Genomic DNA, 20,724 nt, shown 5'->3' with positions numbered 1-20,724 from the left:
TGCATCACCTGCGGGTCTCGCAACGATATTTGTGGGGTAGAGTGGAACCTGTACAGACCGGATTCCCCGAATACCGATGTTTTAGCGCATACCGATCGATTCTCTTGATCGGCTTTCCGCGCAGATTAGCCTGGCGCCTGAAACGGCGCCGAGCCAACGGTTTATGAGATACCGCTCGCTCGAAGCGCGTACCCCCACCTCAGCATTGTCCAGCCAGGGCCTTAGGATGCCCAGCCTCGGTGATGCGACTGTGCCTGGCGCAGTTGATGAGGGTTGGTGCGTCCACCGTTAGGTGAACAGCCTGTTGCGAGCATTTTGTAGGGGGTGACCGGTACGGCGTAGGGGCCTACCCTGCGCCGCCGAACCCACTCGATGAGGAAAATTTGACGAACGAAACCTCTGCCCAGCAGGCAGCCACCGAGTCCACCGAGAACACCGCAGCAACCACCGCCGAAGATCAAGGCATCAAGTTCACCGACCTGGGCATCGACGGCCGCGTGCTTTCGGCGCTGACCGACGTTGGATACGAGACTCCCTCGCCCATTCAGTCGCAGACCATTCCGCTGTTGCTGGAAGGTAAGGACGTCGTCGGTCTGGCACAGACCGGTACCGGCAAGACCGCCGCCTTCGCGATTCCCGCCCTCTCCCGTTTGGCCGAGCTGGCCGATCTGAACGGCGTCAACAAAGACACCCAGGTGCTGGTCCTGGCACCTACCCGCGAACTGGCACTGCAGGTGGCCGAGGCTTTCAGCTCCTACGCCACCTACATGGATAACTTCACCGTGCTACCCGTCTACGGCGGTTCGCCGTACGGCCCCCAGCTCAACGGCCTGCGCCGCGGCGCCCAGGTGGTCGTCGGCACCCCCGGTCGCGTGATCGACCACCTGAAGAAGGGTTCGCTGGACCTGTCGAACCTGCAGTACCTGGTCCTGGACGAGGCCGACGAGATGCTGCGCATGGGCTTCCAGGAGGCCGTCGAGGAAATCCTCGCCGAGACCCCCGAAACCAAGCAGGTGGCGCTGTTCTCGGCAACCATGCCGAAGTCGATCCGTAAGATCGCTGAGCAGTACCTCAACGACCCCACCGAGATTCAGGTGAAGGCGAAGACCTCCACCGCCACCAACATCCGCCAGCGCTACATGCAGGTCAACCACGCCCACAAGCTGGACGCGATGACCCGCGTGTTGGAGGTCGGCAACTACGACGGCGTGATCGCCTTTGTCCGTACCAAGAAAGAGACCGAGGAGCTGGCCGATAAGCTCAAAGCCCGCGGTTACCAGGCGGCGGCCATCAACGGCGACATCCCGCAGCAATTACGCGAGCGCACCGTCGAGTCGTTGCGTGAGGGCCGTATCGATATCTTGATCGCCACCGACGTTGCGGCCCGTGGCCTGGATGTCGAGCGCATCTCGCTGGTCGTCAACTTCGACATCCCGCACGACACCGAGTCGTACGTGCACCGCATCGGCCGTACCGGCCGCGCCGGCCGCGAGGGTGAGGCTATCCTCTTCATGACCCCGCGCGAGAAGTACATGCTGCGTCAGATCGAGAAGGCTACCCGCCAGAAGGTCGAGCTCATGCACATGCCCTCGGTGAACGACGTGAACGAGAATCGTAAGTCTCGTTTCGCTCAGCAGATCACCGACACCATCGAGACGGAAGATCTCAGCATCTTCCGCGAGATCATCACCAACTACGAGAACGAAAACGATGTTGACCCGCTGGATATCGCAGCCGCCATCGCCGTGATCGCCCAGGAGGGTCGTCCCTTCTTCGTTGAAGACATCCCCGAGCCCAAGGGCCGCCGCGAACGCGACGATTTTGGCGACCGTGGAGATCGCGGTGACCGTGGGGAGCGTCGTGGACGCCGCCAGGAAGAGGGCATGGTCAACTACAAGTTGCAGGTGGGCCACGTGAACCGCGTGAACCCGGGCATGATCGTGGGCGCTTTGACCAACGAGGGCGGCATCAAGGGCAACCAGGTGGGCTCGATCGACATCCGCAAGCACTTCACTATCGTGGGTCTGCCGGAGGATCTGCCGCGCGACTTCTTCGATCGCCTGCAGGATACCGAGCTCAACGGCCAGCCCCTGGATATCTCCAAGGACAACGGCCCGAAGAAGTCCGGCGGTTTCAAGAAACGTTTCAACCGTGACGGTGATGATCGCCGCGGCGGTGGCGGTTTCAAGAAGCGCTACGATCGCGATGACCGTGGCGACCGCGGTGGCTTCAAGAAGCGCTTCGACCGCGACGATCGCCGCGGCGGTTTCAAGGGTCGCAAGAGCTACTAGGCCCATCAGGTGACCTGCGCCGGGGCGTTATGACCGCGTTATGAGCGGTCAGGACGCCGCCGGGGCAGGCGGGTCTCGCGACGGGGTGCTACTTGCGGGTTTGGGTGGTGCAGAACACCCGAAAAACTCCGCTTTCAAATTTGCACCCCGCCGCGCGGCTACTGTAGAGTATTCTCTGTTGCCCCGATAGCTCAGTGGTAGAGCGCCATCTTGGTAAGATGGAGGTCCCGGGATCGATTCCCGGTCGGGGCTCTGGTATGAGTCCTTCTAAAGACGCATACATGGCGGTGTAGCTCAGCTGGTTAGAGCGCACGACTCATAATCGTGAGGTCGACGGATCGAGCCCGTCCACCGCTACGCCCCGATAGCTCAGTGGTAGAGCGCCATCTTGGTAAGATGGAGGTCCCGGGATCGATTCCCGGTCGGGGCTCAGATAAAGCTCATTCAGGTTTTCCTGAATGGGCTTTTTTCATGCCCCGAACCGGGGATCATCGCTTACCCCAAGACTTTGGCCAGCACCTCGTAGGTTTGAATGGCACCCAGGGTCACGAAGAGCACGGTGCAGATGCCGAGCACCAGGTTCGTCAACCATCCGTTGCGCCAACAGGTCGGAGTGCGGTCGGTGTTGAGGATCCACAACAGGGTCACGGCGAGGAAGGGCATAAACAGCGCCCCGAGCACACCGTAGAGCAAGATCAGGAAGATCGGCCGATCCAGTAGCAGGAGGATCATCGGCGGGAAGGTGATCCACAGCAGGTAGAACTTGAAGTATTTACCGCCGGTGCGGGTGTCGGGGTGTCCGGCGGGCTTGCCGCGGGTGACGCCCCAGTAGTCGGCGAACATCAGCGCTACACCCGACCAGACCCCGATGACCGAGGAGAAGGACGCCGCCCAGAAGCCTACGAGGAAGAGGTTGCCGATGACGCCGCCGTAGCGGCTGTGCAGTACCTCCGAGAGGTCGAGCAGCCCCTTGTCGCCGGAGGAGACGGCCAGACCTGCCGAGTAGAGAACCTCTACGCCCAGCACGAAGGTCGCCGCCACAAACAACCCGGAACAGACATAGGCAACCACGTTGTCCAACTGCATGACTCGCATGAAGCGCGGTGAAGCCCAGCCCTTTTCACGGAGCCAGTAACCGTAGGCGGCCAGGGTGATGGTGCCACCCACCGACCCTGCCAACGCCAGAGTGTAGGTGACGCTACCCGAGGGGAGCATCGGGATGAGTCCACGGAAGAGCTCGGGCAGGTTCGGCAGAGTATAGATGGCCAGGCCCACGATGAGCAGGAACATCAGTCCGACCAGCACGGCGGTGAACTTTTCGATGAGGGCGTACCTGCCCAACCATACGATGCCGAAACCGACCAGGCCCATGATGATGGCCCAGCCCCACAGAGGTAAAACGGGAAACAGCACGGCCAGGGGCATGGCGGCTGAGCTCATCCCCGTCGCATCATATACAAACCCCCAGATGAGGATGTAGGGCCCAAAATACCAGGAGGTCCACCCGCCCAGACTGCGCCAGCCTTCGAAAATGGTGCGGCCAGTGGCCAGGGAGTAGCGTCCGGCGCCTTCGACGAGCACGATCTTCATGATCACGCCGACGACCACGGCCCAGAGGAGCGTGTAGCCGTATTTGGAGCCGGCGATGAGGGTGGCGACGAGGTCGGGGGCGCCTATCCCGGTGGCTGCCACCACCAGGCCGGGGCCGATGATCTTGTATCTCGAGATTTTGTCGACCGGTTCGTCCGGATCGACGAGGTAGGACGGGTGGTGGTCAAAGCGGTGTGATTTCATGGTGTGGCCTCGCATGTGACGTGATGTGATGAACAGAGGTCGGTGTGAGATAGCTAACCACAGGTGAAGGAGGTGGGGCAATCGCACCCCGTGCGGGGTGTAACACGGCGCCGTCCTGCACAGATGTCAGCTCGTCCTGCCTTCGGCAACCCGGGGCAACCCCGATAGACTAAACCCATGTCCACTACCACAAGCATTAATCCTGAGATCGTCGGCCGGGTGTACCCCGCCGACGAAACCTTCCAGGTCGGGCGCGAGCACATTCGCTCCTTCGCCGCCGCGGTGAAAGCTACCAGCCCCCTCCACTTCGACCCCCAGGCCGCTCAAGAGGCCGGGTACAGCGACGTCGTCGCCCCGCCCACCTTCGCCATCGTCCTCGCACAGCGTGCGGACGCCGCACTCATCGAAGACCCCACCGCCGGGATCGACTTCTCCCGCGTCGTCCACGCCGACCAGCGATTCACCCACCACCGACCCATCGTCGCCGGTGACGAGCTGAAGACCGAGGTCCACGTAGACAACGTGCGCGTGATGGGTGCCGGCGCGATGCTGACCACCCGCGAAGAAATCACCACCGTATCCGGTGAGGCCGTGACCACCTGCGTCTCGTCCCTGCTGGTACGAGGCGAGGAGTAACCATGGCGAACGTGAACTTTGCAGACCTGACCAAGGGCCAAGAAATCGGCTCCACTACTGTGGCCGTGACCCGCGCAGACCTCGTCAAATACGCCGGGGCCTCCGGAGACTTCAACCCCATTCACTGGAACGAGCGCTTTGCGACCGCCGTCGGCCTGCCCGGCGTCATCGCCCACGGCATGTTCACCATGGGCGCCTCGGTGCAGCTGGTGACCGACTGGGTCGGTGACCCCGGCGCGATCATCGACTATCAGACCCGCTTCACCAAGCCCGTGCTAGTGCCGGACGCCGAGGGCGAGCAGGGTCCCGGCGAGGGCGGCAACATCCTGAGCATCTCGGGCAAGATCGCAGCGCTCGACGATGAGGCACGGACGGCCCGTATCGACCTGACCGTCACCGCCCCCGACGCCGACGGCGCCGACCAGAAGGTGCTCGTCAAGGCGCAGGCGCTGGTCCAACTCAGCTAAACACCCACACCCTCAAGCGCGGAAGGTTCCTTGTGACGGCATCCACTCGTCTTTCCCCAGCCGACATCAAACGGTGGTACCGGGCGGTACTCGGCATCTTCTTCGCCTCGGGCCTGCTGATCTCGGCGCTGCTGGCCCGTCTGCCCGACGTCGCGGCGGGCCTGCATCTGAGCCCGGGACCGATGGGCGCGCTCCTGCTGGCGATGACGATCGGGTCTTTCGCCGCCGTCACCGCCTCCGGGTCGCTGGTGAGCAAGTTCGGATCCCGAACCTGTCTCGTCGCCGGATACGTGGCCGCCTGCCTGGGGTTGATCGTCGTCGGGGTCGCCGTCTCCTTCGGGCTGATCCCCGTGGCCGCGTGCGGGTTGGTCATGCAGGGCGCGGGGACGGCCGTGGCGAACGTCGCCGCGAACGTCCAGGGCGTCTCCGCAGAACGCGCGCTGGGGCGCTTCGTCACCCCCATCATGCACGGATTCTTCTCCATCGGCACCGTGCTCGGGGCGGGAATCGGCGCCCTCGATACCATCCTCGGGGTGCCCTTCATGGTGCACATGATGTATTTCTCGGCGGCCATCATCGCCATCGTCCTGTTCAGCCTTACCCGGTGCCACAGCGAGAACTACGGGCAAGATGACACCCAGGCGCTCGCGCAGGTGGGCAACTACCGCGTGCGCGACGCCTGGCGAGACAAACGAACCGTGCTGATCGGCCTCTTTGTGCTGGGAATGGCGCTGGCCGAAGGCTCGGCCAACGACTGGGTGGCGCTCGCGCTGACGCGAGACTACGGCACCGACGCCGCCGTGGGCTCGCTGGGTTACACGATGTTTGTGGTGGCGATGATGATCGGTCGTCTCTCCGGCACGTGGTTCCTCAACCGTCACGGGCGGGTGAAGGTGCTCCGCGTGACCTGCACCTGCGCAGTGGTGGGCATCACCGTCTTCATCTTCGCACCCTCGGTGCCCCTGGGTTTCGTCGGGTTGTTCATCTGGGGCATCGGAGCCTCCCTCGGTTTCCCCACGGGAATGTCTGCGGCCTCGGACGATCCGCTAAAGTCTGCCGTGCGTGTCTCGGTCGTCTCAACCATCGGTTACGGTGCCTTCCTCGGCGGCCCGCCGCTGCTGGGTCTGCTGGGTGAGCACCTCGGTATTCGGTACGCGTTGCTCTTCGTGCTGATCTTCGTGCTCATCTCGCTGGCGCTGACGCGCGTGCTGGCCCCCGAGATGGGGCAGCGCGAGCACGAGTCGACCTACACCGAGACGATCCCGCAGATCTTCCCGAGTACCGGCGAACTACCTCGGATCACCGCCCACCAGTCCAGGCAGGAAACCGGCCAGCCGGGCACATCGGGGGAGAAAAACACCGCGAATTATCCCCTCACACGAGAAACAGAATAGGCTTATACCCGTGAGCACAACAGACTTGAGTGAACTGACCACCGCCGCCGTGGGCGGCCCCGCGACGACCTACGTTCGCGTGATCGATGAGCAGGGCATTATCGATGCCGTTTCCGCAGCCGACGAGGCCGGCGAGAAGGTACTTATCGTCGGCGGCGGTTCCAACATCTTGGTGGCCGACGAAGGCTTCGACGGCACCGTGATTCACGTGGCCTCCACCGGATACGAGAAGCTGGACGTCCCCGCGTGCGGTGGCGCCAACGTCCGCGTTCAGGCGGGCCACAACTGGGACGACTTCGTCGCCGCCACCATCGAGAACGAGTGGGTGGGTGTCGAGGCGCTCTCCGGTATTCCCGGCGTGGTGGGCGCGACTCCGGTGCAGAACGTGGGTGCCTACGGCGCCGAGGTCTCGCAGACTATCTCGCGGGTGAGCACCTGGGACCGCCAGACGAAGCAGCGTAAGACCTTTGCCGCGGCGGATCTGAAGTTCGCCTACCGTGATTCGATCCTCAAGCAGTCCATCGTCGACGGTTCGCCCCGCTATGTGGTGCTCAGCGTTGACTTTCAATTTGAGTTCGGGTCGCTCTCGGCGCCGATCCGCTATGCCGAGCTCGCCCGTCAGCTAGGCGTTGAGGTAGGGGAGCGCGCCGAGTCTGCCGCCGTGCGCGAGACCGTCTTGCGGTTGCGCGCGGGCAAGGGCATGGTCTGGGACCCCGCCGACCGCGATACCTACTCCACCGGCTCCTTCTTCACCAACCCCATTGTGGACGACGCAGTGGCGGCCAAGATGCCCGAGAACGCCCCGCGTTACCCGGTCACGGACGCCTCCGGTCAGGTGGTCGAGGGAAAGACCAAGTTCAGCGCCGCCTGGCTGATTCAGCAGGCCGGTTTCGAGAAAGGCTTCGGTTTGGAGGGCGACTCCCGTGAGATCGCCGGCGGTCGCGCCTCCCTGTCGACCAAGCACACCCTGGCGATTACCAACCGCGGTGAGGCGTCCTGCGCTGACCTGTTGGCTATCGCCGCGGCCGTGCGTGACGGTGTGGCCGAGAAGTTTGGCGTCACTCTGGTTCCCGAGCCCGTGCTCGTAGGCGCTACTCTGTAACCGAAAGCGACGGCGGCAGGTGTCTGTTCACGACGAGCTCCCCGAGGCACACCGTTCGCGGTTGCACCGGGGGATGAGCAAGATCCGTGGCTTCATGGCCCGGCATTATCTTCTCTTGCAGGTCTACCGTGTACTGGTTTTCGTGGTGGGCCTGGTCTGCGTAGTCGCCGGCATCATCATGCTCGTGACCCCGGGGCCGGGGTGGCTCGCGATCTTCCTGGGGTTCGGCCTCTGGGGGACCGAATTCTCCGCCGCGCACCGTTTGAACGTGTGGGGCAGAAGGCAGTTCGTCAAGGCCTGGCACCGGATCGAACACCACCGTCACGAACGCCACCGTCGTCAGACGCGGGCGCGGTGGCAGGGCAGAACCAACAAAGAACACTTCTGCCCCTCGGGCGTGCACTACCACGGCGGCTAGTTTCAGCCCCGCTGTAGAGGGACGCTAGCGTTCGTCGGGGTCGGTGAGCCCCAGCCGATGTTTGCACACGAGCAGGATCTCTTCGTCGTCGATTCCCAGCTTTCGCATGCCCGCCACGTAGCGGGTGGTCAGCGCCTGGATCTTGGCGCCGGTGGAGTCGAGCGCGGTGATGAAGCTACCGGCGCGTCCACGGGTTTCGATCGCGCCGGCGGCTTCGAGCTCTTTGTACGCCTTCGCCACGGTATTGACGGCCAAACCCAGCGACTGCGCCAGGGAACGCATGGGTGGCAGGCGGTCGCCGGCCACCAGCGTTCCCTCGGCGCGCAGGGCGATGATAGCCCGCCGCAATTGCGAGTACGGCGGCACGTCGGAATCTTTCTTCACTTCAAAGTTCAGTAACACAGCTTCGGTGTTGTTGTGTGCTGCGTCGACTGCCGTGAAGCTATCCACATCTTTCACTCAAACACCATCCCCCTTGATGTTGCTAGGCGATTAGATCGCGCCGGTGGCGATGGCGAGCATACGGCGCACGGGCTCGGCCGCACCCCAGAGCAGCTGGTCGCCGACGGTGAACGCGCTGATGTACTGCGGCCCCATGTTCAGCTTGCGGATGCGACCGACCGGGATCTCCAAAGTGCCGGACGCCGCCACGGGGGTGAGCTGCTGCATGGTGGCTTCCCGCTCGTTGGGCACCACCTTGGCCCACTCGTTGTCTTCATCGATGAGCTTTTCGATCTCGGCCACCGAGAGGTCTTCGGTGAGTTTGATGGTCAGGGCCTGAGAGTGTGAACGCATGGTGGCGATTCGCACGCAGAGGCCGTCGAGGACCACGCGGTCGTCACCGGTCAACCCCAGAATCTTGTTGGATTCGGCCTCGGCCTTCCACTCCTCGCGAGACTGGCCGTTGCCCAGGTCGGTATCGATCCAGGGGATCAACGAACCAGACAGAGGCACGCCGAACTGGTCGGTATTCAGCTCACCGGAGCGCTGCTTGGCCAGCACCTTCCGGTCGATCTCAAGGATCGCCGAGGCGGGATCGGCCAGTTCCTGCGCTACGGAACCGTTGATATCGCCGAACTGCTGCAGAACCTCGCGCATGTGGCGGGCACCGCCGCCGGATGCGGCCTGATAAGTCATCGAGGTGGCCCATTCGACCAGGCCGTTCTTCCACAGGCCACCCAGGCCCATCAGCAAGCAGGAAACGGTGCAGTTACCACCGATGAAGTCCTTCACACCGGATTCAAGCCCGCGGTCGATGACATCGCGGTTGATCGGGTCGAGAACGATCACCGAGTCGTCGTTCATGCGCAGGGTCGAGGCGGCGTCGATCCAGAGGCCGTCCCAGCCGCGTTCGCGTAGCTTCGGGTGCACGGCCTTGGTGTAGTCGCCACCCTGTGCGGTGACAATAATCGGCAACTTGGCCAGCGCGTCCAGATCGTGTGCGTCGAGCAGGGTCGATTCGGGCAACAGGCCGTCGAAGGTGGGGGCCGGCTTGCCCGCCTGCGAAGTGGAGAAGAAGACGGGAGTTATCCGCTTAAAATCACCCTCTTCGATTATGCGCTGCATGAGCACGGAGCCCACCATGCCGCGGTAGCCTACGAAACCAACTGAGTCACCGGAAGTAAAAGTCATGGGTTTAGTCTATAGCGACTCTGGTGGACACGGCCGGATAGCGAAACTTTCGGTAACGCTTTTCAGAAAATGAGACACCCGCGGTGCTCAGTCCTGATGGTCTGCCAGCACCCAGGTCTCGAAGCGGTACTCGAGCGGTTTCTTCTCGCCCCCGGCCACCGGTTGCACCCAGCCTTTGGCACTGGTCGCCCACTCGCTGGCGTCCTGCAACACCCAGTCCGCCCCGAGTTCGGGGGCGGTGGATTCACCCTCCGCCACCGTTGCGAAAACGGTGCGTTGCACCTCGGTGACCCGGGACCCGGCCACGTGCGGCAGGTCGTCACGCTCAAACACTGCGTGGTACAGGCTCGACCCGCCGATGAGCCACAGCGTGTCGCCGGCCGAAGAGGCCAGCTCGAGAGCGGCGTCCATCGAGGGCACCCACAGCGCGCCCGCGCCGGGTTGCGGGGTGTTCACCCGGGAGGAAATCACAAAATTATCGCGACCGGGTAAAGGCCGATACGCGGGAGGGAACGACTCCCAAGTTTTGCGACCCATAATCACCGGTGCACCGAGGGTCTGATTCTTGAAGTGCGTCAGGTCTTCGGGAGCGTACCAGGGCATGGCCCCATCGCGGCCGATTACCGCGTTGAGGGACTGCGCCCAGATAGCCTTCAGTGCCGGCTGACCGGATGTGGTGCTCATGAAAATGTTCCTCCCGTGGCGGGGTTAGGCGTGGTCTGGATGCGTCTGGGGGGGCTAGACCGCGATGGGGGCCTGAATGGTCGGGTGGTGGCGGTAGTCGACCAGCTCGAAGTCTTCGTACTCGTAGTCGGCCAGCGAGGGCTTGTGGTTCTTAATGATCAACCGTGGGTAGGGGTAGGGCTCGCGGGAAAGCTGTTCCTTGACTTGGTCGAAGTGGTTCGAGTAGATGTGGCAGTCACCACCGGTCCATACGAACTCGCCGGGAACCATCCCCACTTCATGGGCCACCAGCTGGGTAAGCAAAGCATAGGACGCGATGTTGAAGGGCACGCCCAAGAACATATCGGCGCTGCGCTGATAGAGCTGACACGAGAGCTCGTCGGGGCCGTCCTGCACGTGGGTGACGTAGAACTGGAAGAGCGCGTGGCAGGGCGGTAGCGCCATGTTGTCGACCTCGGCGGGGTTCCACGCCGAGACGATGTGACGTCGTGAGTCGGGATTGTTCTTCAGTGAGTCCACCACGCGCGCGATCTGGTCGATGGTTTCCCCGTGGCCGGCGGGCCAGGAGCGCCACTGTACGCCGTAGACGGGGCCGAGTTCCCCGTTCTCGTCGGCCCACTCGTCCCAGATGCTCACGCCGCGCTCTTGAAGCCAGCGGACGTTGGACTCACCGCGCAAGAACCACAGCAGCTCGATGGCGACCGACTTGAAATGCACGCGCTTGGTGGTGATGAGCGGGAACGATTCCTTCAGATCGAAGCGAATCTGACGGCCAAACACCGAACGGGTGCCGGTGCCGGTACGGTCGGATTTATCCTGGCCGGTCTCCATGATCTCGGCGAGGAGGTCTTCGTAGGGGGTGGCGATGTGGGGCTTAGACATAGTTTCAGTCTAACCCTGCTTAGTCACCGAAGGGCTTGATCTGCTCCAGCGAGACCACCCGATCGGAATGCCGACGCGATACCTGTAGCACCAGGATTTCACCGGGCACCAGATAGGGATCGGCGTCCGGCAGGCAGGAGGCCAGGTGTTTGTTCGAGTTTTTGGCCAACACCTCTAACACGGTGGGCAACACCGGGCGGTGGGTGCAGAGCGCCACGGGGTAATCCTTATCGAATACCGATTGCACGACCTTGGCGGCTCGCTTGGGTCGGCGCTTATGCGCGGCCTCGGTGATCGCCGATTTCGTCTTGATCGGAACCCCGGTGCGCCTGTTGTAGTGCGCGATGGTCTGCATGCAACGGGTCCAGGGTGAGCTGTAGAGCTTCTGCGGGCCCCAGGCCTCGAGCAGGCGGCATACCGCCATGGCCTGTCGTTTACCGGTCGCCGCCAGCGGGCGCTCGCCCTCCGCGGCGGACCAGGTCGAACGGGGTTTGGCCTTGGCGTGACGGACGATGATCACCGGCCGGGTCGCCAGGTCGCGCTCTTTATGTAGCTTCTCGAGCTCATCCAGGGGGAGAACGTCGGAAGAGTTGGTCAACAGTTTGCGGGCCTGTGCGGTAGTGACCCAGCGCAACTCGTCCACTTCGTTCTTATCCGCCTTAGCCTCGGCACCGGCGGGCAGCTGCGCGGCCCAGTAATAAACGTGTTTGGTACCCTGTTTGACCTTGTACTCGGTTACGGCCAGCGGGGCCCCCAGAGTGACTTTGAGGTTGACTTCTTCGCGAACCTCGCGCACCGCAGTTTCGGGTATGGTTTCTCCCTCGTCGAGCTTGCCCTTAGGCCACGACCAGTCGTCGTAGTTGGGGCGGTGAATGATCAGAACCTGTAGTTCGTCTTGCTTCATCCGCCAGATCAGGCAACCTGCCGCAGTGACCGCCGGTGCCTGCCCATAAAACCGCTCGAAGGACGGGCGTCCGTCACGGTGGTGGGCGAGGTAAACCGAGGTTTTGGACATGAAGCTCTCCTCAAGCACAACAACAAAGAATGGCTGTGGAAGCACCTGCTCCCACAGCCATTCTACGGCCAAGCCCACGCGCGCCTAAACGCGGGGCTGTCACCTATTTTGTTAGGTTACCTACTTCCGCTTTTTGCCTTCGCGGCTCGCCAGGTAGAAGGACTGCACGTCCATCAGGCGCTTGCCCGCCTCATCCTTGAAGTGGCGGGTCCACTCACCGTCGGAACCGAGGTGCCAGCTGGCGGTTTTCTCCGACATGTAATTGTCGAACATATCCAGCAGGTACTTTTTGTTCTGCTCCGACTTGATCACCGTCAGCGCCTCCACACGGCGGTCCAGGTTGCGGTGCATCATGTCGGCCGAGCCGATGAAGATCTTCGGCTTGCCCGCGTTCGCGAAGGTAAACACGCGCGAGTGTTCGAGGAATCGACCGAGCACCGAACGCACCTTGATGTTCTCCGACAGCCCCGGCACCCCCGGACGCAGCGCGCAGATTCCGCGGACCACCACGTTGACCTCGACGCCAGCCTGCGAGGCGCGGTAGAGCGAATCGATGATGGCTTCGTCCACCATCGAGTTGCACTTGATTTGGATCTTCGCCTCGTGCCCGGCCAACTTGTGCTCGATCTCGCGGTTGACGTTGTCGATGAGGCCCGACCGGATGGAACGCGGGGCCACCAGCAGCGACTTGTAGGTCGACTTCGGTGCGTACCCGGAGAGCTGGTTGAACAGACGCGAGACGTCCTCGGTGATCTGCGGATCACAGGTCAACAGGCCAAGGTCCTCGTAGAAACGGGCCGTCGAGGGGTGATAGTTACCGGTTCCGATATGGCAGTAACGACGCAGGCCGTCGCTCTCCTTGCGGACCACCAGTGAAAGCTTACAGTGGGTCTTCAGACCCACGATGCCGTAGACCACGTGCACGCCGGCGCGCTCGAGCTTGCGAGCCCACTTGATGTTGGCTTCCTCGTCGAAGCGGGCCTTGATCTCGACGAGAGCGAGCACCTGTTTGCCGGCCTCGGCGGCCTCGATAAGGGCGTCCACAATCGGGGAGTCACCCGAGGTGCGGTACAGGGTTTGCTTGATCGCCATGACCTTGGGGTCGGCGGCGGCCTGTTCGAGGAAGGCCTGGACGCTGGTGGCGAAGGAATCGTAGGGGTGGTGTAGCAGAACGTCGTGTGAGCGGGTGGCGGCAAAGACGTTCGCGGCCTTCGAGGTCTCGTTTTCGTTGAGCCAGCGCGAGGTATGCGCGATGTGCTTGGGGTAGTGCAGCGCCGGGCGGTTGGCCTTGACGATGGCACCCATGCCACGCAGATCCAGCGGAGCCGGTAGCTTGTAGACCTCTGACTCCTCGATGCGCAGTTCCGAGATCAACAGCTCGAGCACGTTCGGGTTGATCGTGTCCTCGACCTCCAAACGCACCGGAGGGCCGAAACGACGGCGCAACAATTCCTTCTCCAGGGCTTGCAAGAGGTTCTCTGCGTCGTCCTCTTCAACCTCGAGATCCTCGTTGCGGGTCACGCGGAACGCGTGCTGTTCGACAACCTCCATACCGGGGAACAGCACGTCAAGGTGCTTAGCAATGACATCTTCCAGGGCGATGAAGCGGGCCTCGCGGGAGGGCGAGTTGACGGCGCGGGAACCGTCGATCGAGATCATGCGATCCAGAGTATCGGGCACCTTCAGACGGGCGAAGAGCTCCTTGCCGGACTTGGGGTTGCGCACCACGACGGCCAGGTTCAGCGAGAGACCCGAGATGTAGGGGAAGGGATGCGCCGGATCCACCGCCAGCGGGGTGAGGATTGGGAAGAGCTCCTCATCGAAGTACTTGTGCAGGCGATCGCGGGCTTCACGCTCGAGATCATCCCACTTCACGATGCGGATCTGCTCTTTCTCCAGCGCCGGCACAACCTCCTCGTGGAAGCAACGGTGCTGCCGCTCCATGAGCTCGTGGGCGGATTCTGCGATGTCTTCCATCTGCTCTTCGGGGGTGATACCCGCGGCGGAGGGCACGGCGATGCCGGTGGCGATGCGACGACGCAGACCCGCCACGCGAACCATGAAGAACTCATCAAGGTTCGAACCGACGATGGAGAGGAAATTCAACCGCTCCAACAAGTAGAGATCGGGATCTTCGGCCAACTCCAACACGCGGGTGTTGAACTCCAACCACGAGGTTTCGCGGTCCAAGAAACGGTCCGCGCCGAACTCACCGGCCAGATGAGGGAGCTTGATCTTCTCCACCCGGTCGATGCGATCACCCTGGGTTTCGGCGCGATCGATCTTGTTGATGTCACCGCCGATGTGGTGCACCAGCGGTCGAGGTTCCTGCTGATTAGCAGCTGAGGTAGGGCCTGTCATCATGAGCTCTTTCTCTGAGATACGGTGAAAAATGAAAAACGAAGAGGGGTTAGAGGACGCCGGTGTACATGACGTCGACGGTGGCGGTGGCGAAACCGAGCGAGTCGTAGAGCTTGACCGCGGGAAGGTTATCGGCATCGACATAGAGCACGATGTTTTCCAACGGCTCGCCCTCGACCGTGGTGGCGTGGGCAAGGTAATCCATCCCGGCAAGTGTCAACGCGCGTCCTAATTTCTTGCCCTGCCACTGCGGAGCGATGCCGATCGCGTAGACCTCCCCCTCGGCGTGCTGGCCCGCGGGAATCTTGGTCCAGTGGTAACCGGCCAACTGATCCTCGGCGCGGGCCAAGAAGAACCCCTCTGCGCGGAACCACTCCGAGTTCATGCGCTCGTCCAGGTCAGCCAGCGTGAGCTTGCCTTGCTCGGGGTGATCGGCGAACGCGGCGGCATTCAGCTCAACCCAGGCCTCGTCGTCAGTGCCCGGGACGAAAGTATCTATCGTGATCTCGGCCGGCCCGGTGTGCTCCCGAGCCTGAGCGGAGATAGTCTCCCGCGATTGCTCGGTCAGCGGCAGGCGTAGCTTGCGAAGCTCACGCACCGGGGAGAGCCCCACTTCGTCGGCCAGGTGCGCCGAACGTGCCGAGGTCTGGTCTGAACCGGGGGAGCGAACCTGGTGCGCCCAGAGGTCGTAGCAACCCGGCGCCTGTTCCCGCACATAATCGACCAGCGCACGCAAGGAGCGGGAACCTATTGATTGACCGCGAAATTCGGGGTGCACGGCGCCCTCGATCGTGCCGTGCTGGGAGTCTTCGGCCAAGACAGCGCAGAATACCGCCACTGGACGCTCGGGTTCGGTAAACCAGAGCACCAGCGCCACGGGGGCCTGCGCCGAGGAAATCTCACCGGAATCCACGCGACGGGCGACCTTGCTCAGCTCGACGAGGGTCTGCTCAGACAGCGGCGAGGTGCCGTCGAGAGCGGTGATCTCTTCGACCAGCCGATGTGCGGATTCAGCGACGTCCACGGAAAGATCTACCACCACAGGCTCGGCTGCAGGGTATTTGGTCTCGCTCATAGATTCTCCTGTGGGCTCGGTGTCGCGGCGCGGTGGTTCTCTCTTAACTCTACCCATAACCGACCGCCTCTGGCTGGCCCTTATTTCCACAGAAGAGATCCGCATCACGGCCCACACGGGAAAATTAACCCGGTGTTTACCTCCCCAGCGGGTTCGACTTAACGCTCGCCCTTGGCGGAGTTGAAACTATAACCGACGTTGCGCACCGTGGAGATGAGGTTCTCATGCTCGTTGCCCAGTTTGGCTCGTAGACGCCGCACGTGCACGTCGACTGTTCGGGTTCCGCCGTAGTAGTCATATCCCCACACCTCGGAAAGTAACTGGGCGCGGGTGAAGACCCGGCCGGGATGTTGCGCCAGAAACTTCAGGAGTTCGAATTCCTTATAGGTCAGGTTCAGCGGGGAGCCGTCTAGGCGCGCGGTGTAGGACGCCTCGTCCACCGTTACCGCCCCTGAGCGGATGACGGACTCCGCCTCCTGCACGGTGGGCACCGCTGCCAGGCGTATGCGCGCGTCGATCTCTACCGGGGCGGCGGTGTTGAGCACGACGTCGTCCATGAGCCAGTTCGCCGAAACGGTGGCCATGCCGCCCTCGGTCAAGACCAAGAGCAACGGGGTCTGCACGCCCGTGTTCTTGAGCAGCTGGGCGGTGTTGCGGGCGGCTACCAGGTTGACGGTGGCGTCGAGGACGATGATCGTAGGCGTTACCGCGTCGAGGTCTGCGAGGGTGGCACCCAACGGCAGAACGGTCACGTGATGGGGGAGGAGTTCGAGGGCGGGGAGCGCCTGCTCGACGCTCTCGGCGTCAGTCAGGAGGGCGAGGTCGGTCATGGCTCATCCTCCTGATCTGTCGAGAAGCGCCGGCGTGCCGCGAGAAGGCTTCGCGGCGCTGACACCACTATAGGCGGCACGGCGACCTTTGGATAACTTATAGTCATTTGCAAAGATAGATGCATGCCGCACCCCGCGTGTTCGGGCCGTGTTCGGTTAAGACAGATCCCTCGGTGAAAGAGACAAGACCGTGAGCAATCAGCGCCACGAGGCCACCAGCCTGCGAGCACGCACCTTCGTGCCGCAGCTCAAGCAACGCCGCGACCGCCTGGTCTACGAGGGGCGCATTGGGGCGATCGGGGCCACCGCTCATTCGCGTTATCGGTTGGTTGCCGTAGCTGCCTTGGGCGCGCTGGTGTTGCTCGTGGTCACCGCGCTGATCAGCCCCGTCCTGAACGCGTTGGCTGCTGCGGGCATCGTGGCCCTGGTCGCCGGTGGCTGGCCGGCCGCAACGGGCGTGGCCGAACTGCGGTGCGTGCACCGCATCTATTCGCACTCGGTGATCATTCTCTTGGCGGGGCTCAGCTCCGTGGCACTGAGCTACTTTGACCACAGCACCGAGCGCTTGAACCTATTGCCCGCGGTGGCCGCGGTGGGGGTGTTGGCTAGCTTCATCGTGGAGCTGTGGCGCGGTGAGGGTGCCGAAGGACGCCTGGAGTCGGTGATCTCGTGCATCTCGGGGGTGCTCGCATCGGTGTCGGTGGCCGGTTGGATCGGCATCGCCGGTTTGTACCACGTATCCCGCGATACCTCGTCGGTGTTAATCGTGGGCCTGAGTTTTGCGGTGGTCCTGGCGATCTTCGGTATCCGCCTGATCTCCGCCGGCCCGAAGGAGGGCCCGCGTCGCGGCGCGGTGACGCTGGGCGTTACTCCGGTGGCGTTTGTGGGAGTCATCGGTTATGTAACTGCGATCTTCCTTACACCCGTGATAGGCTGAAAAGCATGTTAGCTCTCGAAATTTTCTTCTTGTGCCTGCTAGGTCTGGCGTTCTTGGTCATCTTTGGTGTCTCGGCCGCTGTTCTCGTGGGCCTTTTCAAGGGTCAGAAGTAACCCTCAAAACCTGTTATTAACAGTCTCGGGAGTGAGACGTTGCGGGAGATTATGCCGAGAGGCTAAGGGCTTTCTCGGCTGAAGATACGCCTCTAAGATGAGGGTATGCCTATTGAAATTCCCAGCAACCTCACTCCCGAACTTGTACCCTTTTCCTGGCTGTTAGGCCAGTGGGAGGGCACCGGCTCGCTGTGGTACGAAGGCCACGAGGGCACCCCGTTCGGCCAGATCATCACCTTCAGCCAAGATGGTTTACCCTTCATCGAATATCGCGCCGAGTCGTTCTTGCTTGACGACAATGGCCAGAAATTGCGCCCCCTGACTGTCGAAACCGGTTTTTGGCAGCTTGACCGCGCCCAGGTCGACGGTGACCTGGGCCCGGGATTGGTCGCGGCGGACGTCGTGCCCGTGCACCCCGATGCCGAGTCCGTCGAGAAACTGCGCAATGGCGACGACGGTTTCAACATCCTTGCCTCGATTTCCCACCCCGGTGGCATCAGTGAAAACTACTCCGGCATGATCAAGGGCCCGGTCGTTCGGATGCAGACGGCTAACCTCATGCGCGACGACATCTCCAAGGAATACGCCGGTTCGGTGCGCCTCTGGGGCCTGGTCAACGGCAATCTCATGTGGGATTGGGAGATCGCCGATGAGGCAGGCAAGCTCCATAAGCACGCTTCGGCTGAACTGCGTAAGACCGGTTCGATGAGCGGTCTTGACATGGGCGGCCACGTTTTCGATACCGCCACCGGAGCCTCGGAATCGGGTGAAGAACCCGAGGCCGGTCAGGAGGAGAACTAACATGACGAAGACCCCCGCCTACACCAGTCCCTGGCTCACCTCGCACGGTGTATTCCCCGCTGAAGGCATCGATGCCGGGGTAGCAGCCCACTACGGCGAACCCCTGAAAGAGCAACGCCGATTGGCGATGGGTGCCGAGAAATTCGTGGTGGCCGACTACTCCCACCTGGGAGTAGTGACGGTGGCGGGACCGGATCGTCATTCGTGGCTGACCACCATCTCTTCTCAGGTGCTCACCGGCATGTCCGCCGGTGACAGCCGCGAGTTCCTCTTGCTGTCACCGCAGGGGCGCATCGAGTACGCGCCGCTGGCGGTGGACGACGGTGAGCGGCTCTGGCTGATCGTCGAACCCGGGCAAGCCCCGCTGCTGGTTGACTATCTCAACTCGATGAAGTTCATGCTGCGCGTGGAGATCGAAGACGTCTCCGATCGCTACGCCGTGCTGTGCTCCGTCGAAGACCCGCGCACCGCCGATAAGGCACCGGTCGAGCTGGCCTCGGCCGTCGTGTGGGAAGACCCCTGGCGGGATATTTGCCCCGGTGGACTGTCCTATGCCGCAGACGCCGACGATCATCCCGGTCGAGACTTCCGGCGTTTTTTCTCGATCGTTGACCGTGCTGTGATGCCGGCCCTTGCCGACCAGGTCTCCCTGGCCGGCATCTGGGCCGCCGAGGCGCTTCGCGTAGAGGCCTGGCGCCCTCGATTCGGTCGGGAAGTCGACGAGAAGTCGATTCCGCACGAGTTGGATTTGATGCGCACCGCGGTGCATCTGAATAAGGGTTGCTACAAGGGCCAAGAGACGATCGCGCGAGTGCACAACCTGGGCCACCCGCCGCGCCGTCTCGTGTTTTTGGACCTCGACGGCTCCGAGCACACCTTGCCCCCGGCGGGTTCGCTCGTGTACGCGGGAACCAAGAAAGTGGGTGCGGTGACCTCCTCCGCGCAGCACTGGGAGGCCGGCCCGATTGCCCTGGCCGTGATCAAGCGTAGCGTGGATCCGCAGGCGCAGCTTCGGGTGGTTGAGCCCTCACAGAGCGACGACTCCCAGCCGGCCGAATACGCCGCCGCACAGACCGTCATCGTCTCGCCCGAGGCCGGCCAGGTTGCCGGACGCCGCACGATGGGTGATTTCCTGCGCCGCTAGGCTCAACATTTAATGTGGGATAACAAAAACCGCCGCCAGCCCCGAGAGGGGCCGGCGGCGGTTTTTACGTCTTTCGGTTTAGCGGCCGAAGAGAACCTTGGCTTCGTCCCAGCGGTCCTGCGGAACCTTCTTCAGACCGTCCAGGGCGACCGAGAGGTCGACTCTGTTGATGTCGGTACCCTGGAGGGCGACCATCTTACCCCATTCTTTGTCCGTGACCATGTCGACCACGGCCATGCCCAGACGGGTGGCCAGCACGCGGTCGAAACCGGTGGGAGCGCCACCGCGCTGGATGTGGCCCAGGGTGGTGTTGCGGGTTTCGATGCCGGTGATGCGTTCGATCTCGCGGGTGACGTACTCGCCGATTCCGCCGAGGCGGGGGCGGCCGTCCTTCTCAACGCCCTTCTCGTGCATGACATCGTCGAAGCCCTCGGGGATGAATCCCTCGGCCACAACGATCAACGGGGAGCGGCCACGTTCGTGAACTTCGGAGACCCACTTGGCAACCTGCTCCATGGAGACCTTCTGCTCGGGGATCAACACGGCGTGCGCGCCGGCGGACATACCCGAGTGCAACGCGATCCAGCCGACGTGGCGGCCCATCACCTCGGCGACCATCGCGCGGTGGTGCGATTCACCGGTGGTGCGCAGGCGGTCCATCGCGTCGGTTGCGATGGAGACAGCGGTGTCGAAACCGAAGGTGTAGTCGGTGGCCTGGAGGTCGTTGTCGATGGTCTTGGGAACGCCGACTACCGGCAGACCGGCGTCTGCCAGGCGCTTCGCACCCGCGAGGGTACCCTCGCCACCGATGGCGACGATCGCGTCGATTTCGTTGCGTTCCATCATGATTTCGATGTTCTCGGGGCCACCGTTGGGGCCATCGAACGGATTCGTCCGTGAGGTACCGAGAATGGTGCCGCCCTGGCGTGCGAGGCCGCGCACCTTGGTGCGGGGGAGGTCCATGTAATCTCCGTCGACCACACCGCGCCAGCCGTCGCGGAAACCTACGAACTCGTGATCGTAAGTCTTGATGCCATTGAGTACGGCACCGCGGATCACGGCGTTGAGTCCGGGGCAGTCGCCACCCGATGTCAAGAGACCGATCTTCATGTCTATTGCGCTCCTAGTTCCGAAGACGATTTGAGATG

Annotated in this window: 19 protein-coding genes and 3 tRNA genes; 12 read left to right on the top strand and 10 right to left on the bottom strand. The window is 62.7% G+C overall.

Going from position 1 to position 20,724, the window contains the following annotated elements:
* Nucleotides 1-383 precede the first annotated feature (383 nt).
* The 4 genes from VVR12_RS04810 to VVR12_RS04795 all read left to right on the top strand — a co-directional run bounded on the left by VVR12_RS04810 (nucleotide 384) and on the right by VVR12_RS04795 (nucleotide 2,721).
* The gene (locus VVR12_RS04810) at nucleotides 384-2,291 is read left to right on the top strand and encodes a DEAD/DEAH box helicase (protein WP_409349881.1); all 1,908 of its coding nucleotides are present in this window, start codon (nucleotides 384-386) and stop codon (nucleotides 2,289-2,291) included.
* A gap of 180 nt (nucleotides 2,292-2,471) precedes the next feature.
* Nucleotides 2,472-2,543 (top strand) — tRNA-Thr (locus VVR12_RS04805).
* A 31-nt stretch (nucleotides 2,544-2,574) separates the two neighbouring features.
* Nucleotides 2,575-2,648, top strand: a tRNA-Met gene (locus VVR12_RS04800).
* A gap of 1 nt (nucleotide 2,649) precedes the next feature.
* A tRNA-Thr gene (locus tag VVR12_RS04795) sits at nucleotides 2,650-2,721 on the top strand.
* 65 nt (nucleotides 2,722-2,786) lie between these two features.
* On the opposite strand, the gene VVR12_RS04790 is transcribed toward VVR12_RS04795, so the two are convergent.
* Nucleotides 2,787-4,085 carry an Nramp family divalent metal transporter gene (locus tag VVR12_RS04790; protein WP_368550038.1) on the bottom strand — a complete coding sequence of 433 codons (1,299 nt, stop codon included), beginning with the start codon at nucleotides 4,083-4,085 and terminating at the stop codon, nucleotides 2,787-2,789.
* A gap of 177 nt (nucleotides 4,086-4,262) precedes the next feature.
* On the opposite strand from VVR12_RS04790, the gene VVR12_RS04785 reads away from it, so the two are divergent.
* Genes VVR12_RS04785 through VVR12_RS04765 form a run of 5 tightly spaced genes read left to right on the top strand, consistent with a single transcriptional unit; the run spans nucleotide 4,263 to nucleotide 8,102 of the window.
* Entirely contained in the window at nucleotides 4,263-4,721 is a 459-nt protein-coding gene (locus tag VVR12_RS04785) for a MaoC family dehydratase N-terminal domain-containing protein (RefSeq protein WP_368550037.1), read from the top strand.
* A gap of 2 nt (nucleotides 4,722-4,723) precedes the next feature.
* Nucleotides 4,724-5,188: a MaoC family dehydratase gene (locus VVR12_RS04780; protein ID WP_368550036.1), complete on the top strand. Its 465-nt coding sequence runs from the start codon at nucleotides 4,724-4,726 to the stop codon at nucleotides 5,186-5,188.
* A 32-nt stretch (nucleotides 5,189-5,220) separates the two neighbouring features.
* Nucleotides 5,221-6,582 carry an MFS transporter gene (locus tag VVR12_RS04775; RefSeq protein ID WP_368550035.1) on the top strand — a complete coding sequence of 454 codons (1,362 nt, stop codon included), beginning with the start codon at nucleotides 5,221-5,223 and terminating at the stop codon, nucleotides 6,580-6,582.
* Between the two features lie 10 nt (nucleotides 6,583-6,592).
* On the top strand, nucleotides 6,593-7,684 hold the full coding sequence (locus VVR12_RS04770) for a UDP-N-acetylmuramate dehydrogenase (protein ID WP_368550034.1): 1,092 nt from the start codon (nucleotides 6,593-6,595) through the stop codon (nucleotides 7,682-7,684).
* A gap of 19 nt (nucleotides 7,685-7,703) precedes the next feature.
* Nucleotides 7,704-8,102, top strand: coding sequence for a TIGR02611 family protein (locus tag VVR12_RS04765; RefSeq protein ID WP_368550033.1), 399 nt, complete (start codon nucleotides 7,704-7,706; stop codon nucleotides 8,100-8,102).
* 24 nt (nucleotides 8,103-8,126) lie between these two features.
* On the opposite strand, the gene VVR12_RS04760 is transcribed toward VVR12_RS04765, so the two are convergent.
* The 8 genes from VVR12_RS04760 to VVR12_RS04725 form a co-directional block, all read right to left on the bottom strand.
* Entirely contained in the window at nucleotides 8,127-8,561 is a 435-nt protein-coding gene (locus VVR12_RS04760) for a GntR family transcriptional regulator (protein ID WP_368550032.1), read from the bottom strand.
* Between the two features lie 33 nt (nucleotides 8,562-8,594).
* Nucleotides 8,595-9,734 carry an aspartate-semialdehyde dehydrogenase gene (gene asd / locus VVR12_RS04755; RefSeq protein WP_368550031.1) on the bottom strand — a complete coding sequence of 380 codons (1,140 nt, stop codon included), beginning with the start codon at nucleotides 9,732-9,734 and terminating at the stop codon, nucleotides 8,595-8,597.
* A gap of 87 nt (nucleotides 9,735-9,821) precedes the next feature.
* Nucleotides 9,822-10,418, bottom strand: coding sequence for a dihydrofolate reductase (locus tag VVR12_RS04750; protein ID WP_368550030.1), 597 nt, complete (start codon nucleotides 10,416-10,418; stop codon nucleotides 9,822-9,824).
* A 54-nt stretch (nucleotides 10,419-10,472) separates the two neighbouring features.
* Nucleotides 10,473-11,300, bottom strand: a complete 828-nt coding sequence (locus VVR12_RS04745) for a thymidylate synthase (RefSeq protein ID WP_368550029.1) — start codon at nucleotides 11,298-11,300, stop codon at nucleotides 10,473-10,475.
* 19 nt (nucleotides 11,301-11,319) lie between these two features.
* Nucleotides 11,320-12,315 carry an NUDIX domain-containing protein gene (locus tag VVR12_RS04740; RefSeq protein ID WP_368550028.1) on the bottom strand — a complete coding sequence of 332 codons (996 nt, stop codon included), beginning with the start codon at nucleotides 12,313-12,315 and terminating at the stop codon, nucleotides 11,320-11,322.
* A 120-nt stretch (nucleotides 12,316-12,435) separates the two neighbouring features.
* Nucleotides 12,436-14,679 (bottom strand): RNA degradosome polyphosphate kinase, encoded by a 2,244-nt coding sequence (locus VVR12_RS04735; protein WP_409349880.1) that lies wholly within the window; start codon nucleotides 14,677-14,679, stop codon nucleotides 12,436-12,438.
* Nucleotides 14,680-14,725: 46 nt separating this feature from the next.
* Nucleotides 14,726-15,751 carry a mycothiol synthase gene (mshD, locus tag VVR12_RS04730; RefSeq protein WP_368550026.1) on the bottom strand — a complete coding sequence of 342 codons (1,026 nt, stop codon included), beginning with the start codon at nucleotides 15,749-15,751 and terminating at the stop codon, nucleotides 14,726-14,728.
* A gap of 158 nt (nucleotides 15,752-15,909) precedes the next feature.
* Entirely contained in the window at nucleotides 15,910-16,581 is a 672-nt protein-coding gene (locus tag VVR12_RS04725) for a winged-helix domain-containing protein (RefSeq protein ID WP_368550025.1), read from the bottom strand.
* Between the two features lie 190 nt (nucleotides 16,582-16,771).
* Between VVR12_RS04725 and VVR12_RS04720 the strand changes: the two genes are divergently transcribed.
* The 3 genes from VVR12_RS04720 (at nucleotide 16,772) to VVR12_RS04710 (ending at nucleotide 19,576) form a co-directional block, all read left to right on the top strand.
* Entirely contained in the window at nucleotides 16,772-17,518 is a 747-nt protein-coding gene (locus VVR12_RS04720) for a hypothetical protein (RefSeq protein WP_368550024.1), read from the top strand.
* Nucleotides 17,519-17,736: 218 nt separating this feature from the next.
* The gene (locus VVR12_RS04715) at nucleotides 17,737-18,432 is read left to right on the top strand and encodes an FABP family protein (protein WP_368550023.1); all 696 of its coding nucleotides are present in this window, start codon (nucleotides 17,737-17,739) and stop codon (nucleotides 18,430-18,432) included.
* A gap of 1 nt (nucleotide 18,433) precedes the next feature.
* Nucleotides 18,434-19,576 (top strand): folate-binding protein YgfZ, encoded by a 1,143-nt coding sequence (locus VVR12_RS04710; RefSeq protein ID WP_368550022.1) that lies wholly within the window; start codon nucleotides 18,434-18,436, stop codon nucleotides 19,574-19,576.
* A gap of 78 nt (nucleotides 19,577-19,654) precedes the next feature.
* On the opposite strand, the gene VVR12_RS04705 is transcribed toward VVR12_RS04710, so the two are convergent.
* On the bottom strand, nucleotides 19,655-20,686 hold the full coding sequence (locus tag VVR12_RS04705; RefSeq protein WP_368550021.1) for a 6-phosphofructokinase: 1,032 nt from the start codon (nucleotides 20,684-20,686) through the stop codon (nucleotides 19,655-19,657).
* Nucleotides 20,687-20,724 lie beyond the last annotated feature (38 nt).

Origin of the sequence: Rothia sp. LK2588, assembly GCF_040946465.1 — a bacterium.
GTDB lineage: Bacteria > Actinomycetota > Actinomycetes > Actinomycetales > Micrococcaceae > Rothia.
Note: the sequence above shows the minus strand (reverse complement) of the source record. Positions and strands in the feature narration are given on the sequence as shown.

Coding starts and splice junctions, on each gene's coding strand:
- VVR12_RS04785 (WP_368550037.1), top strand. CDS start 4,263: ATGTCCACTACCACAAGCATTAATCCTGAGATCGTCGGCCGGGTGTAC.
- VVR12_RS04790 (WP_368550038.1), bottom strand. CDS start 4,085: ATGAAATCACACCGCTTTGACCACCACCCGTCCTACCTCGTCGATCCG.
- asd (WP_368550031.1), bottom strand. CDS start 9,734: ATGACTTTTACTTCCGGTGACTCAGTTGGTTTCGTAGGCTACCGCGGC.
- VVR12_RS04740 (WP_368550028.1), bottom strand. CDS start 12,315: ATGTCCAAAACCTCGGTTTACCTCGCCCACCACCGTGACGGACGCCCG.
- VVR12_RS04725 (WP_368550025.1), bottom strand. CDS start 16,581: ATGACCGACCTCGCCCTCCTGACTGACGCCGAGAGCGTCGAGCAGGCG.
- mshD (WP_368550026.1), bottom strand. CDS start 15,751: ATGAGCGAGACCAAATACCCTGCAGCCGAGCCTGTGGTGGTAGATCTT.
- VVR12_RS04750 (WP_368550030.1), bottom strand. CDS start 10,418: ATGAGCACCACATCCGGTCAGCCGGCACTGAAGGCTATCTGGGCGCAG.
- VVR12_RS04705 (WP_368550021.1), bottom strand. CDS start 20,686: ATGAAGATCGGTCTCTTGACATCGGGTGGCGACTGCCCCGGACTCAAC.
- VVR12_RS04710 (WP_368550022.1), top strand. CDS start 18,434: ATGACGAAGACCCCCGCCTACACCAGTCCCTGGCTCACCTCGCACGGT.
- VVR12_RS04735 (WP_409349880.1), bottom strand. CDS start 14,679: ATGATGACAGGCCCTACCTCAGCTGCTAATCAGCAGGAACCTCGACCG.
- VVR12_RS04780 (WP_368550036.1), top strand. CDS start 4,724: ATGGCGAACGTGAACTTTGCAGACCTGACCAAGGGCCAAGAAATCGGC.
- VVR12_RS04715 (WP_368550023.1), top strand. CDS start 17,737: ATGCCTATTGAAATTCCCAGCAACCTCACTCCCGAACTTGTACCCTTT.
- VVR12_RS04745 (WP_368550029.1), bottom strand. CDS start 11,300: ATGTCTAAGCCCCACATCGCCACCCCCTACGAAGACCTCCTCGCCGAG.